The following is a 22,028-nucleotide window of genomic DNA, read 5'->3' on the forward strand; positions in this document are numbered from 1 at the left end:
CCCCGTGTCGTACCCTCGGGCGAGGAGCTGTGTACACGAGGTTGAGGGACTCACGTGACGGAAGCGGAGCGCACCATCACCACACCGGAGACGCCGGGCCCGGCCGCTGACGCCGAGAGCGGCGGGAGCGCGGGCGACGCCGCACCGCAGCCGCGGGGCAGGCGCCGCGTCGCCGTGCTGATAGGCGTGGCGGCACTGGCGTACCTGCTGGACCTGCTCTCGAAGCTGTGGGTGGTGCACAGCCTGGAGAACCACCGGCCGATCGATGTCTTCGGCCACTACCTGCGGCTGAACGCGCTGCGGAACGCCGGCGCGGCCTTCGGCATGGGCCAGGGCATGACCATCGTCTTCACGGTGATCGCGGTCGGAGTGATCGTCGTGATCGCGCGACTGTCCCGCCGCCTGTACAGCGTGCCGTGGGCGATCGCGCTCGGGCTGCTGCTCGGTGGTGCCTTCGGCAACCTCACCGACCGGATCTTCCGCTCGCCCGGCGGCTTCCAGGGCCGGGTGGTCGACTTCATCGAGCCCGTGCACTTCGCCACCTTCAACCTCGCCGACTCCGCGATCACCTGCGGTGGCGTGCTGATCGTGCTGCTCTCCTTCCTCGGTATCGAGCCGGACGGCAAGCGGCAGCAGCCCGAGGACTGACCCCGCCGGACCGCCGGCGCCCCGCTCCGGCACCGGTGATCGCGACCGCCGGACGACGGCCCGGCGTCCGGGCCGCGCCGCGTCCGGCATACTCGACCGGGTGAGTACGCTTCCCGAGGTCCGTTCCCTGCCCGTGCCCGACGGCCTGGAGGGCGAGCGCGTCGACGCCGCCATCGCCCGCATGTTCGGCTTCTCCAGGACGAAGGCCGCCGAGCTGGCCGCCGCCGGGAAGGTGTCCATCGACGGCGCCGCGGCGGGCAAATCCGAGCGGGTGCACGGCGGGGCGTGGCTCGAGGTGGAGATGCCGGCCCCGGCCGCCCCCGTCCAGATCGTCGCCGAACCCGTCGAGGGCATGGAGATCGTGTACGACGACGAGGACGTGGTCGTCGTCGTCAAGCCGGTCGGCGTCGCCGCGCACCCCAGCCCCGGGTGGACCGGGACCACCGTGATCGGCGGCCTGGCCGCGGCCGGGTACCGGATCTCGACGTCGGGCGCCGCCGAGCGGCAGGGCATCGTGCACCGGCTGGACGTCGGCACCTCCGGGCTGATGGCCGTGGCGAAGTCCGAGCGGGCCTACACCCGGCTCAAGCAGCAGTTCCGCGACCGCGTGGTCGACAAGCGCTACCACGCCCTGGTGCAGGGCCACCCCGACCCGATGAGCGGCACCATCGACGCGCCGATCGGCCGGCACCCCACCCACGACTACAAGTGGGCCGTCACCGCCGAGGGCAAGCCGTCCGTGACGCACTACGACCTGATCGAGGCGTTCCGCTCCGCGAGCCTGCTCGACATCAAGCTGGAGACCGGCCGCACCCACCAGATCCGGGTGCACATGGCCGCCCACCGCCACCCGTGTGTCGGCGACCTCACCTACGGCGCCGACCCGACACTGGCCAAGCGGCTCGGGCTGACCCGGCAGTGGCTGCACGCGGTGCGGCTGGGCTTCGAGCACCCCGCGGACGGCGAGTGGGTCGAGTTCGAAAGCACGTATCCCGACGACCTCCAGGCCGCGCTTGACGTGGTGAGGGCCGACAGCCAGTAACCGCGTGGCAACCTAGCGGCGTGGATCAACTCGCGCTGTTCTTCGCGATCATGCTTGCCGCGATCGTCATGGTGCCCGTGGCGGAGCGGGTGAACCTGCCCTCGCCGGTCCTGATGACGGTGGTGGGCGGCATCCTGGCGCTGATCCCCCAGGTGCCGAACATCGCGATCAACCCCGACCTGATCCTGCCGCTGATCCTGCCGCCGCTGCTGTACGCCTCGGCGCAGCGCACGTCATGGCGGCAGTTCGCGGCGAACCGCCGGGTGATCTTCCTGCTCGCGGTGGCGCTGGTGTTCGTCACCACCGCCGCGGTCGCGGTCGTCGCCAACGCGGTGGTGCCCGGGATCACGCTGGCCGCCGCCTTCACCCTGGGCGCTCTGGTGGCCCCGCCCGACCCGGTCGCGGCGACCGCGGTGGCGGGCAGCCTCGGCCTGCCCCGCCGGATGATCTCGATCCTGGAGGGGGAGGGGCTGTTCAACGACGTCACGGCCATCGTGCTCTACCACGTGGCCGTCGCCGCGGTGCTCTCCGGCCACTTCTCGCTGCCGCACGCCATCCTGGAGTTCGTGCTGTCCGCGGTGGTCGCGGTCGCGATCGGCCTGGCGCTCGGCTGGGGCACGAACAAGCTGATGGGCGTGGTCGGCGACGCCACCCTCCAGATCGGCCTGTCGCTGCTGGTGCCGTTCGCGTCGTACGCGATCGCCGAGGGGCTGCACGGCTCCGGGGTGCTGGCCGTCCTCACCACAGCGCTGTACCTGGCCGAGTACGCCTTCGAGGCGGACGACGTGACCGCGCGGCTGGCCGGCAACACCTTCTGGGAGATCGTCGACACCCTGGTGACCGGGATCGCCTTCGGGCTGATCGGGCTGGAGATGCACCAGGTCTTCAGCGTCGGCGCCGGCCACTGGGCGCCGATGCTCCGCGACGCCGGCCTCGTGGTCGCGGTCGTGGTCGGGGTCCGGCTGCTCTACCTGCTGCCCGCCGCGGCGGTCGCCAAGCGGCTGCACAAGCTGCGGGACGTGGACGAGGACCTCCCGATGACCTGGCGCGAGACGGTCACCATGTGGTGGGCCGGGATGCGCGGGGTGGCCTCGGTGGCGCTGGCGCTGGCGATCCCGCTCAGGACGCACCACGGGGATCCGTTCCCGGCCCGCGGCGAGCTGCTCTTCATCGCCTTCTCCGTGGTCCTGGTCACCCTCGTGATCCAGGGGCTGACGCTGCCCTGGCTGGTCCGGCGGCTCGGGGTGAGCAGCGACGTCGGGGCCGAGCACGACCAGGAGCGCTTGCTCGCGCTGCGCGCGATGAAGGCGGCGCGCAGGCGGCTGAAGGAGATCGAGGTCGCGGAGTCGCTCGACGACGAGCTGGCCGAGATGCTCTTCCACCGGGCGATCGACCTCGGGGCCCGGATCTCGCCCGACGTCATCGACGAGGAGCGGCGCGAGAGCCATGCGAAGCGGGCGGAGCGGATCAGGGCGTTGCGGCGGATCCAGGACGACATGCTGTCCGCCGCGCGGCACGAGGTGCTGGCCGCGCGCAGCGAGCCGGGGTCCGATCCGGAGATCGTGGATCGGGTGTTGCGGCACCTCGATCTGCGGTCCATGCGGGGTGTTTAGGCGGGACCCCCCCGTCGTGGCCCGTGCTGCCGGTTCCGGGACCACCTGGCGGTGGGGCTTGGCCCTTCGGGGTGGCCCGTGCTGCCCGTTCCGGGACCACCTGGCGGTGGGGCTTGGCCCTTCGGGGTGGCCCGTGCTGCCCGTTCCGGGACCACCTGGCGGTGGGGCTCGGCCCTTCGGGGTGCCCCGTGCTGCCGGTTCCGGGACCTTGCGGTCCGCGGTGGCTTGTCGCGCAGTTCCCCGCGCCCCTGGTTTGTGCGGGTCCCTCCCCGAAAAGAGGGCAACCACCAAGGGGCGCGGGGAAGCCATCACCGGCGGGGGGCCTGGGACTACGGGGAGGGGGTGGGCGGGGGGTCCTCCTCCAGGCGAACGCTGACGCGGGGAAGCGCGTAGGGGTGATCCGTGCGGAGCCAGTCGATGAGTTGCTCGCGGACGATGCAGCGCAGCGTGAAGATGTCGCCGGCGTCCTTCGCGGTGGCGAGCGCGCGGACCTGGATGGTGGTGGGGGTGGAGTCCAGGACGACCAGGCCCCACGCGCGGTGGTCCCACTCGGCGGCCTGCTCCAGTATCTCCAGCAGGCGCTTCCGCATGAGGTCGATCGGGGCCGCGTGGTCGAGGTGGAGGAGGACCACCCCGGTCATCCGGGGGTCGCCGCGGGACCAGTTCTCGAACGGCTTGCTGGTGAAGTACGAGACCGGCATGGTGATCCGCCGCTCGTCCCAGGTGCGGACGCTCAGGTAGGTGAGCGTGATCTCCTCGACCTCGCCCCACTCGCCGTCCACGACCACGGTGTCACCGATCCGCACCATGTCCCCGAAGGCGATCTGGAGCCCGGCGAAGAGGTTGCTGAGCGTGGACTGCGCGGCGACACCCGCGACGATGCCGATGATGCCCGCCGAGGCCAGCACGGACGCCCCGACCGTCCGCATCTCCGGGAACGTGAAGAGCATCGAGGCGACCGCGATCACCGAGACGATCGCGGTCAGCACCCGCTGGATCAGCGTGAGCTGGGTCCGCAGCCGGCGGATCTTGGGCACGCTGTGCGCCGTTGCCGCGTAACGGGCGTAGGAGGAGTCGATGACCGCCGCGGCGACCCGGACCAGCAGCCACCCCGACGCGGCGATCAGCACCAGCGTGAGGGCCTGCCCGATCGCCGCCGCGTGCGCGTCCTCGACGTGGGCGGCGTGGTAGGCGCCGCGCAGCAGCGCGGTGAGGAGCACCACCTGGGACGGCAGCCGGCAGCGGCGCAGCAGGTCCCACAGCGGGGTCTCCGGGTGCCTGGCGTCGACCGAGCGCAGGATCCGGTCGCCGATCCAGCCGACCAGCAGCGTCAGCGCGACCGCCGCGCCGACCACGACCACCGGCCGCAGCGTGCTCTCCATGCACTCACCCGCTTCCTTCACCTGGTTCCGTCCCCGCAGTGCACCTGTGTACGGCGTCCGACCCGCCGCTGGCAACTGGCACCATGGGAGCCGTACCCACCGGACCGTGAACGAAGGCCCCTTGTGACATCTGCGACGATCCTGCTGCTGCACTCGACCTACGGGCCGCGGCCCGCAGTACACTCCGCGGCCGAGCGGCTGCGGGCCGCCGGGCACGAGGTGCACGTTCCGGACCTGTTCGAGGGACAGGTGGCGGACAGCGTCGAGGACGGCCGGAAGATCCGGGACGAGATCGGCAACGAGGAACTGCTGCGCCGGGCGATCGTCGCCGCGGCGCCGTACTCCGAGCAGGGCCTGGTCTACGCGGGCTTCTCGATGGGCGGTTCGCTCGCGCAGAACCTCGCGCTCGGCGACGAGAAGGCCCGCGGGCTGCTGCTCCTGCACGGTACCTCGGACCTCGCCGAGGACGCGGCCACCGACATCCCGGTCCAGCTGCACGTCGCCGACCCCGACCCGTTCGAGCCGGACGACTGGCTGAACGCGTGGTACCTGCTGATGCGGCGGGCCGGCGCCGACGTGGAGATCTTCCGCTACCGGGGGGCCGGGCACCTCTATACGGACCCCGAGTTGCCGGACTACGACGAGGACGCGGCGGAGCGCACCTGGTCGGTGGCGCTGGACTTCCTGCGGGACCTGTAGCCCGCGCGGCCCCCGCGCGAGGCGCCGTGGCCGGCCGGGGTCCCGGCCGGCCACGGCGGGCCGCTACGTGAGGTCGGCCTGGATCCCGGAGGTCACCGTCGCGACCGGCACGCCGTTCACGTCCACGTTCTTGCCGTTGACGTGGACGGTCGGGGTGCCGTTGATGCTCTTGTTGTCCAGGTACTTCTCGAAGACGGAGCTGGTGTCCAGCGCCCACTTGTCGAAGGTGCCCTTGGTCACCGCGTCCGAGAACTTCGTGTTGCCCTTCAGGGCGGGGACCTTCTGCGCGATGGAGATGAGCTTCGCCGGGTCGCTGAAGGTGTCCTTGGTCTCGTCCGGGTGGACCGCCTTCGAGTACAGCAGGGTGTGGAACTGCTCGAACGCGGACGGCGACACGTTGAGTGCCGCGCCCAGCGCGCTGAGTGCCTGCTTGGAGCCGGTGCCACCGAGGTTGGTGTCCAGGAACGTGCCCATGTGCAGCACGATCTTGTACTTGCCGTCCGTCACGCCTTGGAGGACCGCGGCGCCCGACTCCTGCTCGTAGGCGGCGCAGTAGGGGCAGCGCATGTCCTCCCACTCCTCGACGGTGTTCTTGTTGCTCGCGTCGCCGAGGGTGATGACGGTGCCGTTGGTGCCCGAGGTGTTCGCCGGCTTGACCAGCGGGTCCTTCGCGGCGGCCGTCCACTTGCTGGGCTTGCTGGGCTTGGTGGCGTTGTTGACGGCCACGGCTATGCCGCCCGCGGCGGCGAGGACCACCACGACGCCGACACCGACGATGATCTGGCGGCGGACCTTCGCGCGCTTGACTTCCTTCTCGCGCTGGGCGCGCAGCCGCTCGCGGGCGGCGGCCTTGTTGGTCTTGCTGTTTCTGCTGCTCATGACTGTGGTCTCCGGGGGAGTACGCGGAAAACGGGGGGACGTGCGGGTCGGGCGGGGCCGCGGGTTCAGGCGGCGAGCGCGACGGGCGGTCCGCGGCGTACGACGGAGTGCAGCAACGGCCGGGCGGCGAGGGCGCCGTCGGCGGGCACGGCGGTCGGCCGGAGCCGGCCGACCGCGGAGCAGGTAACCGCGCCGGCGGAGGCCGCGAAGAGCAGCGGGCGGAAGGCGGCGACGGCCACCGCGCGCAGGGCGCGGTGCAGCGCGGCCTCACCGCGGCGCAGCCACCAGGAGGCCAGCAGGCCGACGGTGACGTGCAGGGCCAGCAGCAGCCACGGCAGCGCCGAGGAGGCGGCGTGGGCGGTGGCGGCCTGCGCGGGGGAGACGGCGGGCAGCTGGGTGCCGACCTGGCCGCCGTGGCAGACGACCGCTTCGTGCAGCGACCGCCACGAGCCGGTGACCGGGCCGCCGCTGGGCCCGTAGCAGGACTGCTGGCCGGAGGTGAAGACGGTGTCCACGGCGAGTTCCACCGGCACCATCACGCCGCTGATCGCCCAGAAGCCGCGTTCCCGGCCGCCGAGCGCGAAGGCCAGCGCGAACACGGCCGCGAACGCGCCGCCGACGACGGTCAGCGGCAGCGGGCGGTGCGACATCAGGACGTGCGAGGTGGAGGAGAGCGTGACGCAGAGCGCGGCGAACAGGGCGGCCCGTGCCGCCCGCAGCCGCGGACGTATCTCGCCCATGGTCTCCATGGGCACAGAGTGTGCCACGGGAACCTGTATGTGTGACCTAAAGGTCGCTCTCTCCCCGCCGGGGCGGGGCGCCCTCGCCGGAGGGCCGTTTGAGACTAGGGTGGAGGCTTCCCCGCGATCGTCCTGGAGGTGCCAGCCCGGTGGCCGACAGCTTTGTTCACCTGCACAATCACACCGAGTACTCGATGCTCGACGGTGCGCAGCGCCTGAAGCCGATGTTCACGGAGGTGGCGCGGCAGGGAATGCCCGCGATCGCCATGAGTGACCACGGGAACATGTTCGGCGCCTACGAGTTCCAGTCCGTCGCCAAGGGCTTCGACTCGGTGAAGCCGATCATCGGCATCGAGGCGTACGTGGCGCCGTCCCACCGGCGGTACAAGAAGCAGGAGTTCTGGGGGCCCGGCGGCCAGCGGGCCATGTCGGACGACGGCGAGGGCAGCAAGGACGTCTCCGGCGGCGGCCGTTTCACCCACATGACGATGTGGGCGCGGAACGTCCAGGGACTGCGGAACCTGTTCTACCTGTCCACCGAGGCGAGTTACACCGGCCAGTTCCCCGCGGGCAAGCCGCGCATGGACATGGAGCTGATCTCCGAGCACGCGGCCGGCATCATCGGCACCACCGGCTGCCCCTCGGGCGCCATCCAGACCCGGCTGCGGCTGAACCAGTACGACGAGGCGCGCAAGGTCGCGGCCGACTACCAGGACATCTTCGGCAAGGAGAACTACTTCCTGGAGCTGATGGACCACGGCCTGGACCTGGAACGCAACGTCCGCGGGGACCTGTTGCGGCTGGCGAAGGACCTGAACATCCCGCTGCTGGCGACCAACGACGCGCACTACGTGCTGGAGGAGCACGCCGACGCGCACGACAACCTGCTGTGCATCGGGGTGGGCAAGAACAAGGACGACCCGAACCGCTTCAAGTTCAACGGCACGGGCTACTACCTCAAGACCGCGGCGCAGATGCGCGAGCTGTTCGCGGAGCTGCCCGAGGCGTGCGACAACACCCTGCTGATCGCGGAGCGGATCGAGCCCTACGACGAGGTCTTCGACCTCGAGGACGAGATGCCGCAGTACCCGGACGTCCCCGAGGGGGAGACGCAGGAGTCCTGGCTGCGCAAGGAGGTTGTCAAGGGCCTGGCCAAGCGCTACGGCGAGCCGATCCCGGCCGAGGTCACGGAGCGCTTCGAGACCGAGATGAAGGTCATCGGTCCGATGGGCTTCTCGTCGTACTTCCTCGTGGTCGCGGACATCTGCCGGCACGCCCGGGAGAACAAGATCCCGGTCGGCCCCGGCCGTGGTTCGGCGACCGGCTCGATCGTGGCCTACGCGACCCGGATCACGGAGCTGTGCCCGCTGGAGCACGGCCTGCTCTTCGAGCGGTTCCTGAACCCCGAGCGCATCAACCCCCCGGACGTCGACCTCGACTTCGACGACCGCAAGCGGGACCAGATGGTCGCCTACGTGGTCGAGAAGTACGGCGACGAGTACACCGCGCTGGTCAACACCTTCGGCAAGCTCAAGGCCAAGAACGCGATCAAGGACACCTCGCGGATCCTGGGCTACCCCTTCTCGCACGGTGAGCGGATCACCAAGGCACTGCCGGCCGACGTCATGGGCAAGAGCATCCCGATCGACGGGATCTTCAACCCGGAGCACCCCCGCTACGGCGAGGCCGGCGAGATCCGGACCCTGTACGGGAACGAGCAGGACGTCAAGAAGGTGGTGGACAGCGCCAAGGGCGTCGAGGGGCTGATCCGCAACACCGGTGTGCACGCGGCCGCGGTCATCCTGTCCAAGACCAAGCTGACCAACCGCATCCCGCTGCACATGCGCAAGGACGGCACGAAGATCACCGGGTTCGACTACCCGTCGTGCGAGTCCATGGGCCTGGTCAAGATGGACTTCCTGGGCCTGCGGAACCTGGGCGTCATCGACCAGGCGATCCAGAACGTGCGGGAGAACCGCGGTATCGACCTGTCCACCGAGAACATCCCGCTGGACGACAAGAACACCTACGCGCTGCTGGCCCGCGGCGACACCTTCGGCGTCTTCCAGCTCGACGGCGGCGGGATGCGCACCCTGCTCAAGGCGATGGAGCCGTCCCGGTTCGAGGACATCGCGGCGGCCCTGGCGCTGTACCGGCCGGGCCCGATGGCGGCCAACGCGCACATGAACTACGCGAGCCGCAAGACCGGCCGGCAGTCGATCGAACCGATCCACCCGGAACTGAAGGACGCCCTGGAGCCGATCCTCGGCAACACCTTCCACCTGCTGATCTACCAAGAGCAGATCATGGCCATCGCCCGCCAGCTGGCCGGCTACACCCTGGGCGGCGCCGACCTGCTGCGCCGCGCGATGGGCAAGAAGAAGCCCGAGGTGCTGGCGGCCGAGTGGGAGAAGTTCCACGCCGGTATGCGGGACAACAAGTACTCCGAGGAGTCCATCAAGGCGCTGTGGGACGTCATGCTCCCGTTCTCGGGATACGCGTTCAACAAGTCCCACACCGCCGGCTACGGGCTGGTGTCGTTCTGGACGGCGTACCTCAAGGCCAACTACCCGGCCGAGTACATGGCGGCCCTGCTCACCTCCGTCGGGGACGACAAGGACAAGGCGGCCATCTACCTCGCCGACGCGCGCAAGAGCGGCGTCAACGTGCTGGCGCCCGATGTGAACGCCTCCGTCGCGGAGTTCACCGCCGTCGGCGAGGACGTCCGCTTCGGACTGAAGTCCGTGCGGAACGTGGGCGAGGGCGTCATCGAGGCGCTGATCGTGGCCCGCAAGTCCCAGGGGAAGTTCACGTCGTTCGCGGACTTCCTCGACAAGGTCAGCATTCCCGTCCTCAACAAGCGGGCGATCGAGTCGCTGATCAAGGCCGGCGCCTTCGACTCGCTCGGCCACACCCGGATGGGACTGTCCGCCGTCTTCGAGGACGCGGTCGACGCGATCGTGCCGGTGAAGAAGGCCGAGGCGTACGGCCAGTCCGACCTGTTCGCGGACCTCGGCGGCGCCAGCGACGACACCCCGGCGTTCGGGCTGGACTTCGCCATCCCCGAGACCGAGTGGCCGCGCAAGCAACTCCTGGCCATCGAGCGGGACATGCTGGGGCTGTACGTCTCCGCGCACCCGCTGGACGGCACCGAGCACATCCTGGCGCGCAACCGCGACACCACCGTCGCCGAGCTGCTGGCCTCCGGCCAGGAGCGCATCGTGAAGGTGGCCGGCCTCATCTCCGGGGTCGACCGCAAGATGACCAAGCAGGGGAACGCCTGGGCGGCCGTCACGTTCGCCGACCGCGACGCGAGCATCGAGGTGTGCTTCTTCCCCGCGACCTACCAACTCGTCGGCCACGCCCTCGTTCCCGACAGCGTGGTGTCGATCACCGGGCGGGCGCAGGACCGCGACGGGACGATGAACATCATCGCCTCGGAGCTGGCGGAGCTGGACGTGTCCTCGGCCGAGAGCGGCGGCAAGCCGCCGGTGCAACTGGCCTTCCGCGAGCACAAGATCCTGCGCGAGGACGCCATCGGCGAGCTCCGGCGCATCCTTTCCGCGCACCCCGGCGAGAGCCCGGTCCGGGCCCGGGTGGCCGGACCGCAGAAGACCACGGTCTACGAGTTGGGGTTCCTCGTCGATCCCACCACGGTGGCCTCGGAGATCAAGGTGTCCTTCGGCGCCGAGGTGTGGCTCGGCGTGGCATGACCGGGCGCCGGGCGGCCGGTTGACCGTACGAACGCGGGGGCGCCCTCAAGGGGCACCCCCGCGTCGTCAAGTGGTGGCGCAGCGCGATCAGTTGTGGCCGAACTTCTTCTGCTGCTTGCGCGCGACGTGCGTGGCGGCCGGCATCACGTGCTCCTCGGCGAGGGCGCTCTTGCTGTGCTGCTCGTGGGCCTCGTTCGCCGGGTTGGCCTGGTTCGACCGTTCGTCGTGGTGGTCGCGCTGCGGGCGGTTCTGGTTCCTGTTCTTAGCCACGATCGTGCCTTCCTAGTGAGGGGATTGTTGGCCGATGGGCCGCAATCAGACTGACATGGGAGTACGAAGGCCGCATTTCGGGCAGTTGGGGATGTTCGCGGGGCCGAATTGTGCTCACCGCCACGCCGAAGATCGCGTTCGCGGTCATAACCCCCGAGCATTCGGGCACACTCGGGGGAAACTCAGGGGGCATCCGTGCCGGGGGTCGACCGGAAGAGGTGCAACATGGACCGCTGCGTCGTCCTGGTGGACGCCGGGTATCTGCTGGGCGCAGCGGCAAGCCTGCTTGCCGGTGAACCGTCGCGTTCCCGCATCACCGTGGATCATGCCGCCGTGGTCGCCGGCCTGCGCGAACGCGCCGAACTGGAGACCGGCCAGCCGCTGCTGCGGATCTACTGGTTCGACGGCGCACCGGACCGGGTTCCGCAACCCGAGCACCGCCGGCTGCGGGTGATGCCGCGCGTCACGGTCCGGCTCGGCGCACTCACCCGGACGGACGGCAGGTGGGCACAGAAGGGCGTCGACGCCGCGATGCACGCCGAGCTGTCCGAACTCGCGCGGAACCGGGCCTGCTCCGACGTGGTGCTGGTCACCGGTGACGGCGATCTGCTGCCCGGCATGATGTCGGCGAAGGAACACGGCGTGGCCGTCCATCTGTGGGCCGTGCAGGCCGCCGATGGTGACTACAACCAGTCGGAGGACCTGGTCGCCGAGGCCGACGAGCGGCGGGTGCTCGACCGGGAGTGGATCACCGCGGCGATCCGCGCCAAGGAGATCGCCGGGGTCTGCGGGCCCACCCCCGGGCCGCGGCCCGGGGTGCGTCCGGAGATCGCCGCGATCCTGGCCGCGCCGCTGCCGGAGTCCGCGGCCTCCCCGCACCCGGTGCACACCGTCGGCGCCCCCGTGAAGAACGGCACCGCGCCCACCGAGCACGCGGACGACCCCGCGACGATCAACGCGCCCGGCAAGGGGGTGCCGACACCGAAGGACCTCGCGGACCTCGGGCGCAGCCACGCGTCCGCCCCGCAGCCGCCCGCGGCCCATTCCGCGCCGCCCAGCACCCTGCGGTGGTCCTCCGACAAGGGCTGGACCGACCGCCCCGGGCCCGACCAGCCCGACACCACCGGGCTGCCCACGCTTGCCCAGCTCACCACCGCCGAGCAGCGCTGGGCCGACCGCGAGGCCGACATCACCGCGGTCAGCGGGGATCCCTACGAGGTGGGGCAGGTCTTCGCCCGGCGCTGGATCGCCCGGGTCGGCGACCCGACCCACCTCCAGCAGCTCTCCAGCCATTACCCGCGGGTGCCGCACCGGCTCGACGGGGAGTTGTTGCGGTACGCCGCGCGGTTCGGGTTGCTCGCGCACAAGGATGATCAGATCGACGAGAATGATCGCTACGCGATCAGGGCCGGGTTCTGGCGCGAGTTCGACACCGTCGGTTCCCCGGACTAGGCGCTCTGCGGTGCGTGGTTGCCCTGCTTCCGCCGTCGGCGCCCGAGCCGCCGCGCCGAGCCCCCGCGGTGGGTCTCCGGACCACCCGTGAGCGGGTGGTTGCTCGCGCAGTTCCTCCCCCAGCCTGGCGGCTGGGAGGTGCCCCCAGCGCCCCTTGGTAGGTGCCGTCCTTCCGCGGAAGAACCCGCACCACCCCGGCGCCCGGGGGCAGGACGCTTCCCGCCCCGCGGGAGGAGCCGCACACATGGGGGCGCGGGGAACTGCGCGACGAGCCATCGTGGTGGCGCGGGCGGCGGGGGCGCCCAGCCCTCGCGGCGGGTTGCCCTTGCGGGAGGAGCCGCACACATGGGGGCGCGGGGAACTGCGCGACGAGCCATCGTGGTGGCGCGGGCGGCGGGGGCGCCCAGCCCTCGCGGCGGGTTGCCGGGCCCGGGGGACGGGGGTGGGCGCCACCCCGTTTCGTGAAGGGCCGCGCGGAGCGCGTACGCTCGGTGCTCGTGAGAACGGGCACCGAAGTGCGGGCAAAGGCGGGGGAAGCCACCGGCTCTGTGGCGTGCTCGGTGCGCGGACTCGTGCGGACCTACCAGGGCGGACGCGGTCGCCGCGGCAAGGACATCCCGGCGGTGCGCGCCAACGACGGCATCGACCTGGACGTGCACCGCGGCGAACTCTTCGGCATCCTCGGCCCGAACGGCGCCGGCAAGAGCACCCTGGTCCGCCAGCTCACCGGACTGCTGCGGCCGGACGCGGGCAGTATCGACCTGCTCGGCCACGACCTGGTCCGGCACCCCGAACGCGCCTCGCGCCTGATCGGCTACCTCGGCCAGGAGTCCACCGCACTCGACGAGCTGACCGTCTCGCTCGCGGCCGAGACCACCGGCCGGCTGCGCGGGCTGGGGACGGCCGCGGCCCGCGCCGCCCGGGACGAGGTCCTGGACGAGCTGGGGCTCGTCCCGATAGCGGCCCGTCCGATCAAGCGCCTCTCCGGCGGCCAGCGCCGCCTCGCCTGCTTCGCCGCTGCCCTCGTCGGCCCGCGGCCGGTCCTCGTGCTGGACGAGCCCACCACCGGCATGGACCCGGTCGCCCGCCGCGCGGTGTGGTCGGCGGTCGACCGCCGCCGTACCGAGCAGGGCGCCACCGTGCTGCTGGTCACCCACAACGTCATCGAGGCCGAGACGGTGCTGGACCGGGTCGCGGTGCTCGACCGCGGCCGGGTCATCGCCTGCGACTCGCCCGCCGGGCTGCGCTCGCTCGTGGAGGGCGAGGTGCGGCTGGACCTGGTGTGGCGGCACGAACCGCCCGCCGAACTGCCCGCGGTGGCCGCGCTGCGCCCCCTCGCGGAGGTCTCCGGCCGCCGCTGGACGCTGCGGTTGCCGCAGGAGCGCGCCAGGGCCGCGGTCGCCGAGATCACCGGCGGCCCGGCGTTCGCCGCGCTGGACGACTTCACACTGGCGATGCCGAGCCTGGAGGACGTCTACCTGGCGCTGGGCGGCAGCGGCGAGGGGCTGGTGAAGGCATGACGGTCATCGCGCAGGCGGGGCCCGCGCCCGGCGAGCGGGTCGGCGGCGGCGTCGCCCCGCTCGCTCCCAGGGCCCGGCTGTGGCCCGCGCTCGGCGCGGTCTACCGGGCCCAGCTCTCCCGCGCCCGGGTGGCCCGCATCCCGCTGCTGTTCGTCGCCACCTTCCAGTCCATCGGGATCATGGTCATGCTGCGGGGTGTGGTGCACGCCGGCGACGGCGAGGCGGCCCGCTCGGTGGTGGCGGGATCCAGCGTCCTGGTGGTCGCGTTCGTCGCCCTGAACCTGCTCGCCCAGTACTTCGGCCAGTTGCGCGCCTCCGGCGGCCTCGACCACTACGCGACGCTGCCGGTACCGCCGGCCGCGGTCGTCCTCGGTGCGGCCGGGGCGTACGCCTCCTTCACCGTGCCGGGCACGGTGGTGACCGCCGTCACCGGCTGCCTGCTGTTCCACCTCAGCCTGGCCGGGCTGTGGGTGCTGGTGCTGGTCGTGCCGCTGGCGGGTGCCGCCATGTCCGGGCTCGGCGCGGCCTTCGGGCTGCTCGCGCCGCGTCCGGAGATCGCCACGCTGCTCGGCCAGCTCGGCATGTCGGCCGCGCTGCTGCTCGGCGTGCTGCCCGCCTCGCACATGCCCGCCCCGATCGGCTGGGCCCGCGACCTGCTGCCGTCCACGTACGGGGTGGAGGCGTTCGCCCGCACCTTCGGCGCCGGGGGGACCGACTGGGGGGCGGTGGCCGGGGACCTGGCCGTGTGCGGTGCCGTGGGGGTCGCCTCGCTGGCCGTGGCGACCTGGGCGTACCGCCGGGCCGCCTGCCGCTGACCGGGCGGTGACGCGGTTGCCAGGAACACCTGGCACGATGGGCTGGTGACCGCTCCTCTGACACCTCCCGAGCCTCCGCACTCCGGGCACCCGCGGCCCGATCTCACGAAGGCCGGGGGACCGCAGGACCCCCAGGACCCCCAAGGTCAGGACCCGCAGGATCCGTACGGCCCGCGGAACACGCCGTACGTCGTCAAGGACGGCGCCGGCGCGACGCTCGCGCCCTACGAGGTCGAATCCGACCGCGACACCGTGGGCACCGCGCTCAGGAACGGGCTGATCGTCGCGGCGCTCGTCGCGATCTGCGGGATCATCCTCGGGCTGTTCTGGCTGTGGCTGTCGCCGCGGGTGCCGATGGTCTCCGACGGGCAGGCGGTCTACCTCAAGGACACCGAGGGCGAGGAGGCGATCGGCGGCGACGGCACGTTCGCGCTGATCTCGCTGGTGCTGGGCGCGCTCACCGCGGCCGCGGTGTTCTGGCGCTGCCGCCGCGGCGGCGTCGGGGTCGTGCTGGGACTGGCGATCGGCGGCGCGGTCGCCTCCGTCATCGGCTGGCGGCTGGGCGTGTGGCTCGGCCCGACCACCGACATCGTCGCGCACGCCAAGCAGGTCGGGCCCAAGGTCGTCTTCGACGGCCCGCTGGAACTGCGCGCCAAGGTCGCGATCGTGGTGTGGCCGGCCGCCGCGATGCTGGTGCACAGCGCGCTGACCTACGCCTTCGGCCCCCGTGACGAGTCACACACGGGTCACTGGACGGAGTAGCGGCGCGGTGGCGGCCGCGGTGAGCGCCAGCAGCGCGGTGGGCGCCAGCTCCACCTCCAGGCCGCGCCGGCCGGCCGAGACGAAGACCGTCGGATGGGACAGCGCGGTGGCGTCCACCACCGTGGGCAGCGCCTTGCGCTGGCCGAGCGGGGAGATGCCGCCGCGCACGTAGCCGGTGGTCCGCTCGGCCGCCGCCGGGTCCGCCATCGCCGCGCGCTTGCCGCCGGCCGCGGCCGCCAGCGCCTTGAGGTCCAGCGAGCCGGACACCGGCACCACCGCCACCGTCAGGGCGCCGTCGACCTCGGCGACGAGCGTCTTGAACACCCGGCCCGGGTCCGTGCCGAGCGCGGCCGCGGCCTCCTCGCCGTAGGACAGCTGCGAGGACGGATCGTGCACGTAGCTGTGCAGGGTGTACGGCACGCCGGCCTTGTCGAGCGCGACGGTCGCCGGAGTGCCGCCGCCGGTACGGGACTTCTTCGCCATGGGCACCAGCCTGCCGGGTCAGTTCGCGCAGACGGGCTGCTGGGTCAGCTCCACCGCGGGCAGCGACGGCAGCTTCTCGATCACCGAGCTCTCCCGGCGCAGCAGCCGCAGCTCCTCGGCCAGCCGCGCGGCCGCGTCCGGTGCCTCCAGCAGCCGCTGCTTCGCCGGGGTGTAGGTGATCATGGTGGCCGCCACCAGGTACGACAGCACCGTCGGGTTGTCGGTGAACTCCTGTGAGGCCAGGCTGCGTTCGCGCGATCCGGCCAGCCGCTTCTGGTAGGTGCGGAACGCCCGGGTCACCTCGGGGGCGAGCGCGGTGGCCCCGCTGCCCGCCTCCTCCGTCAACTCCTCGACCTCGCCGGTCAGGTACGCGCCGGACGCGTCCACCGACAGCAGCCGGAACCGCAGGATGCCGGTCGCGTGCAACTTGAAGCCGCCGTCGCCGCTCTCGGTGATGTCGGCGACGTCGGCCACGCAGCCGTAGCCGTACAGCGCCGCGAGCGGGTCGTCGCCCAGGCCCGCGGCCGGCCCCTCGGCCCGGCCCTCCTGCCCGGTGGGCGCGATCTCCTGGCCGTTCCTGATCGCCACCACGCCGAACCGCCGCTCGTTCTCCGGCCGGTCCCGCAGGTCGCGTACCAGGGCGCGGTAGCGCTCCTCGAAGACGTTCAGCGGCAGGACCAGCCCCGGGAACAGCGGCGAACTGAGCGGGAACAGCGGAAGGCGATCGGTCACAGCGGCCAGGGTACGGGCAGCATGGCCCCGTTCGTCACCCTTCCCGCCACCAGCGTCGCTCCGGTGTCCCCGCGACCTCCTCCCGGCGTGCCCCCGGCGCCGCTCCCGCGTCCCACCTGCGACGGGAGCGGGGCGGGTGCCTCACGCCTGCCGGCCCGCGAGCCGCGGCCCGACGAGCCGTGGCCCTACGAGCCGCGGCGCAACAGGCGCGAGGCGCCCGCGGCGGCGGTCGTGGCGAGCACCCAGCCGAGCAGCGTCATCGCGGAGGTCACCCACTGCGCGGCGCCGGCCATCCGCCAGGCGTTGTCCTGGCCGAGGTCGATCACCGGCAGCAGCAGGTCCAGGGCGTACAGCGCCGGGCTCCAGTGCGGGCGGTAGCCGTCGTCGGCCGGGTGCGGGGTGCCGTGCAGCGTGAAGTAGACCGCGCCCAGCGCCCACAGCACCGCCATCCAGACCGCGGCGCGGCCGGGCCGGTAGCCGTATCCGACCGTGACGTCCTGGAGCCAGCCCCACATCCGGCCGGCGAGCGGCAGGGACTCGCGGCGCCGCCGCTGCTTGGCGAACAGCACCTCGCGGGCGTCGGCGTCCTCGCCGCCGGTGCGCAGGGCCGCGGCCAGCCGCTCGTACGCCTCGGGGGCGTACTCGGGCGTGGCGGCGCGCAGCCACGCCAGCCGCTCGGCCAGCGGGAAGTCGGCGCGCGCGGAGATCGTGTCGTAGGTGAGGCCGGTCAGTGACAGCCGGCCGGGCGGCCAGCTGCGCGGGTTGTCCACCAGCCCGCCGAGCCGGGCGCCGGTCAGCACCACCCGGCCGGTCGGCGGTTGCTGAGGGGTGAAGCACAGCTCCTGCGCCTGCACCCGGCGCAGCGAGACCTGCTGCTGGTCGTGCGGGGTGAGGCGGGCCCGGTGCACCACGATGGCGTTGCCGAACCTGCCGTCGTCCAGCCGCAGGGCGCCGTCGCAGACGAAGTCCCGCGAGCGGGCCGCGGCGCCGGCCGTGGCCCCGCGCCCGCCGGCACCGGCACGGTCGGCCGGACGTACGGCCGCGCTCAGGTAGAGGGTGTGCTCGACCGAGATCCGGGCCGCGTTGAGCGCGAACGCGCCGCGCGGGTTGCGCAGGGCCGCGCCGCGCAGGCTCAGCCGGCCGCCTATCCGGGCGCTGCGCAGGCTCAACTCGCCGGTGACGTCCATCAGTTCGGCCTCGACGTCCTGACCCACGGTGAGGCCGTCGGCGGCCACCGCCCGGCGGGCCCGCTCGTCGCGCACGGTGAGCTGGTTGATCAGCAGGTCGCTGCCGATGTTCGCGTCGCTGAGCCGGATGCCGCCCGGGATCACGCACTGCGGCAGGTGCAGGTCCCCGGCGACCTGGAGCCTCGCGGCCTCCAGCCGCGGTATCAGGCAGCGGACGAAGCGCATGCTGCCCGCGCTGCACTCCGGCATCACCAGCTCCTCGTCGAAGCGGCAGTCGTCGAACTGCACGTACGGCACGACGGTGCCGCCGGCCAGCATCAGCGAGCCGCTGACCCGCGCCCCGGCCAGCCGCAGCGCGCCGACCCGGCCCCGCTCGGGCGGCGGCGGGTTCAGCAGCAGCTCGGCGACCGCCTGCGCGCGTACGGTGCGGGCGGCCGGCCAGCGCGGCCCGCCCTCGACCGGCTCGTCCCCGCTCCCCGGGCTCCCGGGGCTCTCGGGCCCGGCCCCGCCGCCGCGCCGCGGCCGCAGGTCGCAGACGCCTCCGGTCCGGAAGGCCCGCCACATCCGCGCCTCGACCGCCGACCAGTCCGACGGCGGCCCGCCGTCCCCCCGCGGTTCCTCCGCGGCCTGCGCGCCCTCCGCCGCCGGCACGCTCCGCACGGCCTGCGCGCCCGGCGCGCCGCCCTGGACGGGGCCGCGCTGCGCGCCGCCCGCGGCCGGATCGCCGCCCTCCGCCCCGGGCCCCTGCTCCGACATGCGTGCCGCCCCCGTCCCCGTGGTCCCGCTCGACGCCTGTGCCCCTCGGCGACCGTGGACCGTATCACGGAGTGGAACCGCGGCACGGGGCCCGTGAGCAGGTCTCTACACTTGGCAGGGTGATCTCCCGAATCGATCTGCGCGGTGCCGCCTTCCCCGAGGGCGGGATCGACCGCGACCTGCTGCCCCGGGCCGAGTTCGACGTGGAGGCCGCGCTCGACGCAGTGCGGCCGATCTGCGAGGACGTCCGCCATCGTGGCACCGCGGCGGTGATCGACTACGGAGAGCGGTTCGACGGAGTGCGGCTGGAGCGGCTGCGGGTACCCGCGCAGGCCCTCGCCGACGCCCTCGCGCGGCTCGACCCGGAGGTCCGCGCCGCGCTGGAGGAGTCCATCCGCCGGGCCCGCGTCGTCCACCGGGACCAGCGCCGTACCGACACCACCACCCAGGTCGTGCCCGGCGGCACCGTCACCGAGCGGTGGGTGCCGGTCCAGCGGGTCGGACTGTACGTCCCGGGCGGCCTGGCCGCGTACGCCTCCTCCGTGGTGATGAACGTGGTGCCCGCGCAGGAGGCGGGCGTCGAGGGCATCGCGGTGTCCTCCCCGCCGCAGAAGGACGACGGCGGCCTGCCCGCCGCCCCCGTGCTGGCCGCCTGCGCCCTGCTCGGCGTCGACGAGGTCTACGCCGCCGGCGGCGCCCAGGCCATCGCCATGTTCGCCTACGGCACCGACGAGTGCCGCGCGGTGAACCTCGTCACCGGCCCCGGCAACATCTACGTGGCCTCCGCCAAGCGCCTGCTCAAGGGCCGGATCGGGATCGACGCCGAGGCCGGCCCGACCGAGATCGCGGTGCTCGCCGACGCCTCCGCCGAGCCCGGTTTCGTCGCCGCCGACCTGGTCAGCCAGGCCGAGCACGACACGCTCGCGGCCGCCGTGCTGGTCACCACCTCCGCCGAGCTGGCCGACGCCGTCGACAAGGAACTCGAGGTCCAGGTCGCCGCGGCCAGGCACCGCGAGCGGATCACCGCCGCGCTGTCCGGCCGCCAGTCCGCGACGGTCCTGGTCGACACCCTGGAGCAGGGCCTGGAGGTCGTCGACGCCTACGCCGCCGAGCACCTGGAGATCCAGACCCAGGACGCCGCCGCCGTCGCCGCCCGGGTGCGCAACGCGGGCGCGGTCTTCGTCGGCCCGCACGCCCCGGTCTCGCTCGGCGACTACTGCGCCGGCTCCAACCACGTGCTGCCCACCGGCGGCTGCGCCTGCCACTCCTCGGGGCTGTCCGTGCAGTCCTTCCTGCGCGGCATCCACGTCGTGGACTACTCCCGCGAGGCGCTGGCCGAGGTCGCCCACCACGTGGTCGCGCTCGCCAACGCCGAGGACCTGCCCGCCCACGGCTCCGCGGTCACCGCCAGGTTCGGCGGCGCCGGCGCGGCCCAGCGCGGCGGGGGTGCGGCGTGACGAGCCTCGACGACCTGCCGCTGCGGGACGAGCTGCGCGGCCAGTCCGCGTACGGCGCGCCGCAACTCGACGTGTCGGTGCGGCTGAACACCAACGAGAACCCGTACCCGCTGCCCGAGCCACTGGTCGCGCGGATCGCCGAGCGGGTCGCCGAGGCCGCCCGCGGGCTCAACCGCTACCCGGACCGGGACGCGGTCGAGCTGCGCACCGAACTCGCCGCCTACCTCAGCCGCACCGCCGGCCACCAGGTCGGCGGCGACCAGGTCTGGGCCGCCAACGGCTCCAACGAGGTCATCCAGCAGCTGCTGCAGGCGTTCGGCGGGCCCGGCCGCACCGCGATCGGCTTCGAGCCGTCGTACTCCATGCACGCGCTCATCTCCCGCGGCACCGGCACCGGCTGGGTGTCCGGGCCCCGGCACGCCGACTTCACCATCGACGTCGCCGCCGCCCGCCGGGAGATCGCCGAGCTGCGGCCCGACGTGGTCTTCATCTGCTCCCCGAACAACCCGACCGGCACCGCGACCGACGCCGAGGCCGTGCTGGCGCTGTACGACGCCGCGCAGGCCGCGAAGCCCTCGCTGGTGGTGGTCGACGAGGCGTACGGCGAGTTCTCCCACCAGGCGTCGCTGCTGCCGCTGATCGAGGGCCGCCCGAACCTGGTGCTGACCCGCACCATGTCGAAGGCGTTCGGCGCGGCGGGCCTGCGGCTGGGCTACCTCGCGGCCGACCCGGCGGTGGTGGACGCCCTCCAGCTGGTCCGGCTGCCGTACCACCTGTCGTCGGTCACCCAGGCCACCGCGCTGGCCGCGCTGGAGTACACCGACACGCTGCTCGGCTACGTCGAGCAGCTCAAGGTCGAACGCGACCGGCTCGTCGCCGAGTTGCGGGCCATCGGCTACCAGGTCACCGCATCGGACGCGAACTTCGTCCAGTTCGGCCGGTTCGCCGACAGCCACGCCGCCTGGCAGGCGATCCTCGACCACGGCGTCCTGATCCGGGACAACGGCGTGCCCGGCCGGCTGCGGGTCTCGACCGGCACGCCGGAGGAGAACAGCGCGTTCCTGGCCGCGGCGAAGGCCGTGTTCGCGACGCACACGACCGAAGAGCAGCACACACCGGAGGAGTCCGCATGACCCGCGTGGGCCGCGTGGAGCGCACCACCAAGGAGACGTCCACCGTCGTCGAGATCGACCTCGACGGCAGCGGGCAGGTCTCCGTCTCGACCGGTGTGGGGTTCTACGACCACATGCTCGACCAGCTGGGCCGGCACGGCCTGTTCGACCTCACCGTGAAGACCGAGGGCGACCTGCACATCGACACGCACCACACGATCGAGGACACCGCGCTCGCGCTCGGTGCCGCGTTCAAGCAGGCGCTCGGCGACAAGGTCGGCATCTACCGGTTCGGCAACTGCACGGTGCCGCTGGACGAGTCGCTCGCCCAGGTGACCGTCGACCTGTCCGGCCGCCCGTACCTGGTGCACACCGAACCCGAGAACATGGCGCCGATGATCGGCTCCTACGACACCACGATGACCCGGCACATCCTGGAGTCCTTCGTCGCGCAGGCGCAGATCGCCCTGCACGTCCACGTGCCCTACGGGCGCAACGCGCACCACATCGTGGAGTGCCAGTTCAAGGCGCTGGCACGGGCCCTGCGCTACGCCAGCGAGCGCGATCCGCGCGCCGCCGGCATCCTGCCGTCGACGAAGGGCGCACTGTGAAGGGCTCCTCCCTTTTTATCCTCCTTGGACTGTTCCTGGCCGGCGGGGTCTACTCGTTCTGGAAGCAGAAGCTGCCCAAGAGCGTGATCGCGTTGCTCGCCGTCGGCTCGGTGATGGCGCTCATCACCGGGCTGACCCAGCTCTGAGGGGCGTGC

Annotated in this window: 20 protein-coding genes; 13 read left to right on the forward strand and 7 right to left on the reverse strand. The window is 72.5% G+C overall.

Features of this window, described 5'->3' with window-relative positions; genetic code table 11:
• The first annotated feature begins 54 nt into the window (after nucleotides 1–54).
• From lspA to C4U44_RS02795, 3 genes are all read left to right on the forward strand, one after another.
• Nucleotides 55–648 (forward strand): signal peptidase II, encoded by a 594-nt coding sequence (lspA, locus tag C4U44_RS02785; RefSeq protein WP_103883926.1) that lies wholly within the window; start codon nucleotides 55–57, stop codon nucleotides 646–648.
• Between the two features lie 100 nt (nucleotides 649–748).
• Nucleotides 749–1,690, forward strand: a complete 942-nt coding sequence (locus C4U44_RS02790; RefSeq protein ID WP_103883927.1) for an RluA family pseudouridine synthase — start codon at nucleotides 749–751, stop codon at nucleotides 1,688–1,690.
• A gap of 20 nt (nucleotides 1,691–1,710) precedes the next feature.
• On the forward strand, nucleotides 1,711–3,303 hold the full coding sequence (locus C4U44_RS02795; RefSeq protein WP_103883928.1) for a Na+/H+ antiporter: 1,593 nt from the start codon (nucleotides 1,711–1,713) through the stop codon (nucleotides 3,301–3,303).
• A 329-nt stretch (nucleotides 3,304–3,632) separates the two neighbouring features.
• On the opposite strand, the gene C4U44_RS02800 is transcribed toward C4U44_RS02795, so the two are convergent.
• The gene (locus tag C4U44_RS02800) at nucleotides 3,633–4,685 is read right to left on the reverse strand and encodes a mechanosensitive ion channel family protein (RefSeq protein WP_103883929.1); all 1,053 of its coding nucleotides are present in this window, start codon (nucleotides 4,683–4,685) and stop codon (nucleotides 3,633–3,635) included.
• A gap of 123 nt (nucleotides 4,686–4,808) precedes the next feature.
• Between C4U44_RS02800 and C4U44_RS02805 the strand changes: the two genes are divergently transcribed.
• On the forward strand, nucleotides 4,809–5,384 hold the full coding sequence (locus C4U44_RS02805; protein ID WP_103883930.1) for a dienelactone hydrolase family protein: 576 nt from the start codon (nucleotides 4,809–4,811) through the stop codon (nucleotides 5,382–5,384).
• A gap of 63 nt (nucleotides 5,385–5,447) precedes the next feature.
• On the opposite strand, the gene C4U44_RS02810 is transcribed toward C4U44_RS02805, so the two are convergent.
• Entirely contained in the window at nucleotides 5,448–6,263 is an 816-nt protein-coding gene (locus C4U44_RS02810; protein ID WP_103883931.1) for a thioredoxin domain-containing protein, read from the reverse strand.
• Between the two features lie 65 nt (nucleotides 6,264–6,328).
• On the reverse strand, nucleotides 6,329–7,012 hold the full coding sequence (locus C4U44_RS02815; RefSeq protein ID WP_200823110.1) for a hypothetical protein: 684 nt from the start codon (nucleotides 7,010–7,012) through the stop codon (nucleotides 6,329–6,331).
• A gap of 140 nt (nucleotides 7,013–7,152) precedes the next feature.
• Here C4U44_RS02815 and dnaE point away from each other — a divergent pair, with 140 nt between their 5' ends.
• Complete coding sequence (gene dnaE / locus C4U44_RS02820) at nucleotides 7,153–10,716, forward strand: DNA polymerase III subunit alpha (RefSeq protein ID WP_103883933.1); 3,564 nt, start codon at nucleotides 7,153–7,155, stop codon at nucleotides 10,714–10,716.
• An 87-nt stretch (nucleotides 10,717–10,803) separates the two neighbouring features.
• Here the strand turns inward: dnaE and C4U44_RS02825 are convergent, their stop codons facing one another.
• Nucleotides 10,804–10,986, reverse strand: coding sequence for a hypothetical protein (locus C4U44_RS02825; protein WP_103883934.1), 183 nt, complete (start codon nucleotides 10,984–10,986; stop codon nucleotides 10,804–10,806).
• A gap of 225 nt (nucleotides 10,987–11,211) precedes the next feature.
• Between C4U44_RS02825 and C4U44_RS02830 the strand changes: the two genes are divergently transcribed.
• From C4U44_RS02830 to C4U44_RS02845, 4 genes are all read left to right on the forward strand, one after another.
• A complete protein-coding gene (locus C4U44_RS02830; RefSeq protein ID WP_103883935.1) occupies nucleotides 11,212–12,438 on the forward strand; it encodes an NYN domain-containing protein in 1,227 nt (408 codons plus the stop codon).
• 497 nt (nucleotides 12,439–12,935) lie between these two features.
• The gene (locus tag C4U44_RS02835; RefSeq protein WP_103884179.1) at nucleotides 12,936–13,958 is read left to right on the forward strand and encodes an ABC transporter ATP-binding protein; all 1,023 of its coding nucleotides are present in this window, start codon (nucleotides 12,936–12,938) and stop codon (nucleotides 13,956–13,958) included.
• Nucleotides 13,955–14,773 (forward strand): ABC transporter permease, encoded by an 819-nt coding sequence (locus tag C4U44_RS02840; protein ID WP_103883936.1) that lies wholly within the window; start codon nucleotides 13,955–13,957, stop codon nucleotides 14,771–14,773. Before C4U44_RS02835 ends, C4U44_RS02840 begins: the two co-directional genes overlap by 4 nt.
• 45 nt (nucleotides 14,774–14,818) lie before the next feature.
• A complete protein-coding gene (locus tag C4U44_RS02845; protein WP_235031752.1) occupies nucleotides 14,819–15,535 on the forward strand; it encodes a hypothetical protein in 717 nt (238 codons plus the stop codon).
• Here C4U44_RS02845 and ybaK read toward each other — a convergent pair.
• From ybaK to C4U44_RS02860, 3 genes are all read right to left on the reverse strand, one after another.
• On the reverse strand, nucleotides 15,509–16,018 hold the full coding sequence (gene ybaK / locus C4U44_RS02850) for a Cys-tRNA(Pro) deacylase (RefSeq protein WP_103883937.1): 510 nt from the start codon (nucleotides 16,016–16,018) through the stop codon (nucleotides 15,509–15,511). The genes C4U44_RS02845 and ybaK overlap by 27 nt on opposite strands.
• Nucleotides 16,019–16,036: 18 nt before the next feature.
• Nucleotides 16,037–16,759, reverse strand: a complete 723-nt coding sequence (locus C4U44_RS02855; RefSeq protein WP_103883938.1) for an LON peptidase substrate-binding domain-containing protein — start codon at nucleotides 16,757–16,759, stop codon at nucleotides 16,037–16,039.
• 176 nt (nucleotides 16,760–16,935) lie between these two features.
• Nucleotides 16,936–18,501, reverse strand: a complete 1,566-nt coding sequence (locus C4U44_RS02860) for an oxidoreductase (RefSeq protein ID WP_235031791.1) — start codon at nucleotides 18,499–18,501, stop codon at nucleotides 16,936–16,938.
• 311 nt (nucleotides 18,502–18,812) lie between these two features.
• Here C4U44_RS02860 and hisD point away from each other — a divergent pair, with 311 nt between their 5' ends.
• From hisD to C4U44_RS41840, 4 genes are read left to right on the forward strand one after another with little or no spacing between them, the layout of a single operon-like run.
• Nucleotides 18,813–20,150, forward strand: coding sequence for a histidinol dehydrogenase (hisD, locus tag C4U44_RS02865; RefSeq protein ID WP_103883939.1), 1,338 nt, complete (start codon nucleotides 18,813–18,815; stop codon nucleotides 20,148–20,150).
• Complete coding sequence (locus C4U44_RS02870) at nucleotides 20,147–21,283, forward strand: histidinol-phosphate transaminase (protein ID WP_103883940.1); 1,137 nt, start codon at nucleotides 20,147–20,149, stop codon at nucleotides 21,281–21,283. Before hisD ends, C4U44_RS02870 begins: the two co-directional genes overlap by 4 nt.
• A complete protein-coding gene (hisB, locus tag C4U44_RS02875) occupies nucleotides 21,280–21,873 on the forward strand; it encodes an imidazoleglycerol-phosphate dehydratase HisB (protein WP_103883941.1) in 594 nt (197 codons plus the stop codon). Before C4U44_RS02870 ends, hisB begins: the two co-directional genes overlap by 4 nt.
• Nucleotides 21,870–22,019 carry a hypothetical protein gene (locus C4U44_RS41840; RefSeq protein ID WP_200823111.1) on the forward strand — a complete coding sequence of 50 codons (150 nt, stop codon included), beginning with the start codon at nucleotides 21,870–21,872 and terminating at the stop codon, nucleotides 22,017–22,019. Before hisB ends, C4U44_RS41840 begins: the two co-directional genes overlap by 4 nt.
• The last annotated feature ends 9 nt before the right edge of the window (nucleotides 22,020–22,028 follow it).

The sequence above is a fragment of the Actinacidiphila yanglinensis genome (assembly GCF_900107965.1).
Classification (GTDB): Bacteria; Actinomycetota; Actinomycetes; order Streptomycetales; family Streptomycetaceae; genus Actinacidiphila; species Actinacidiphila yanglinensis.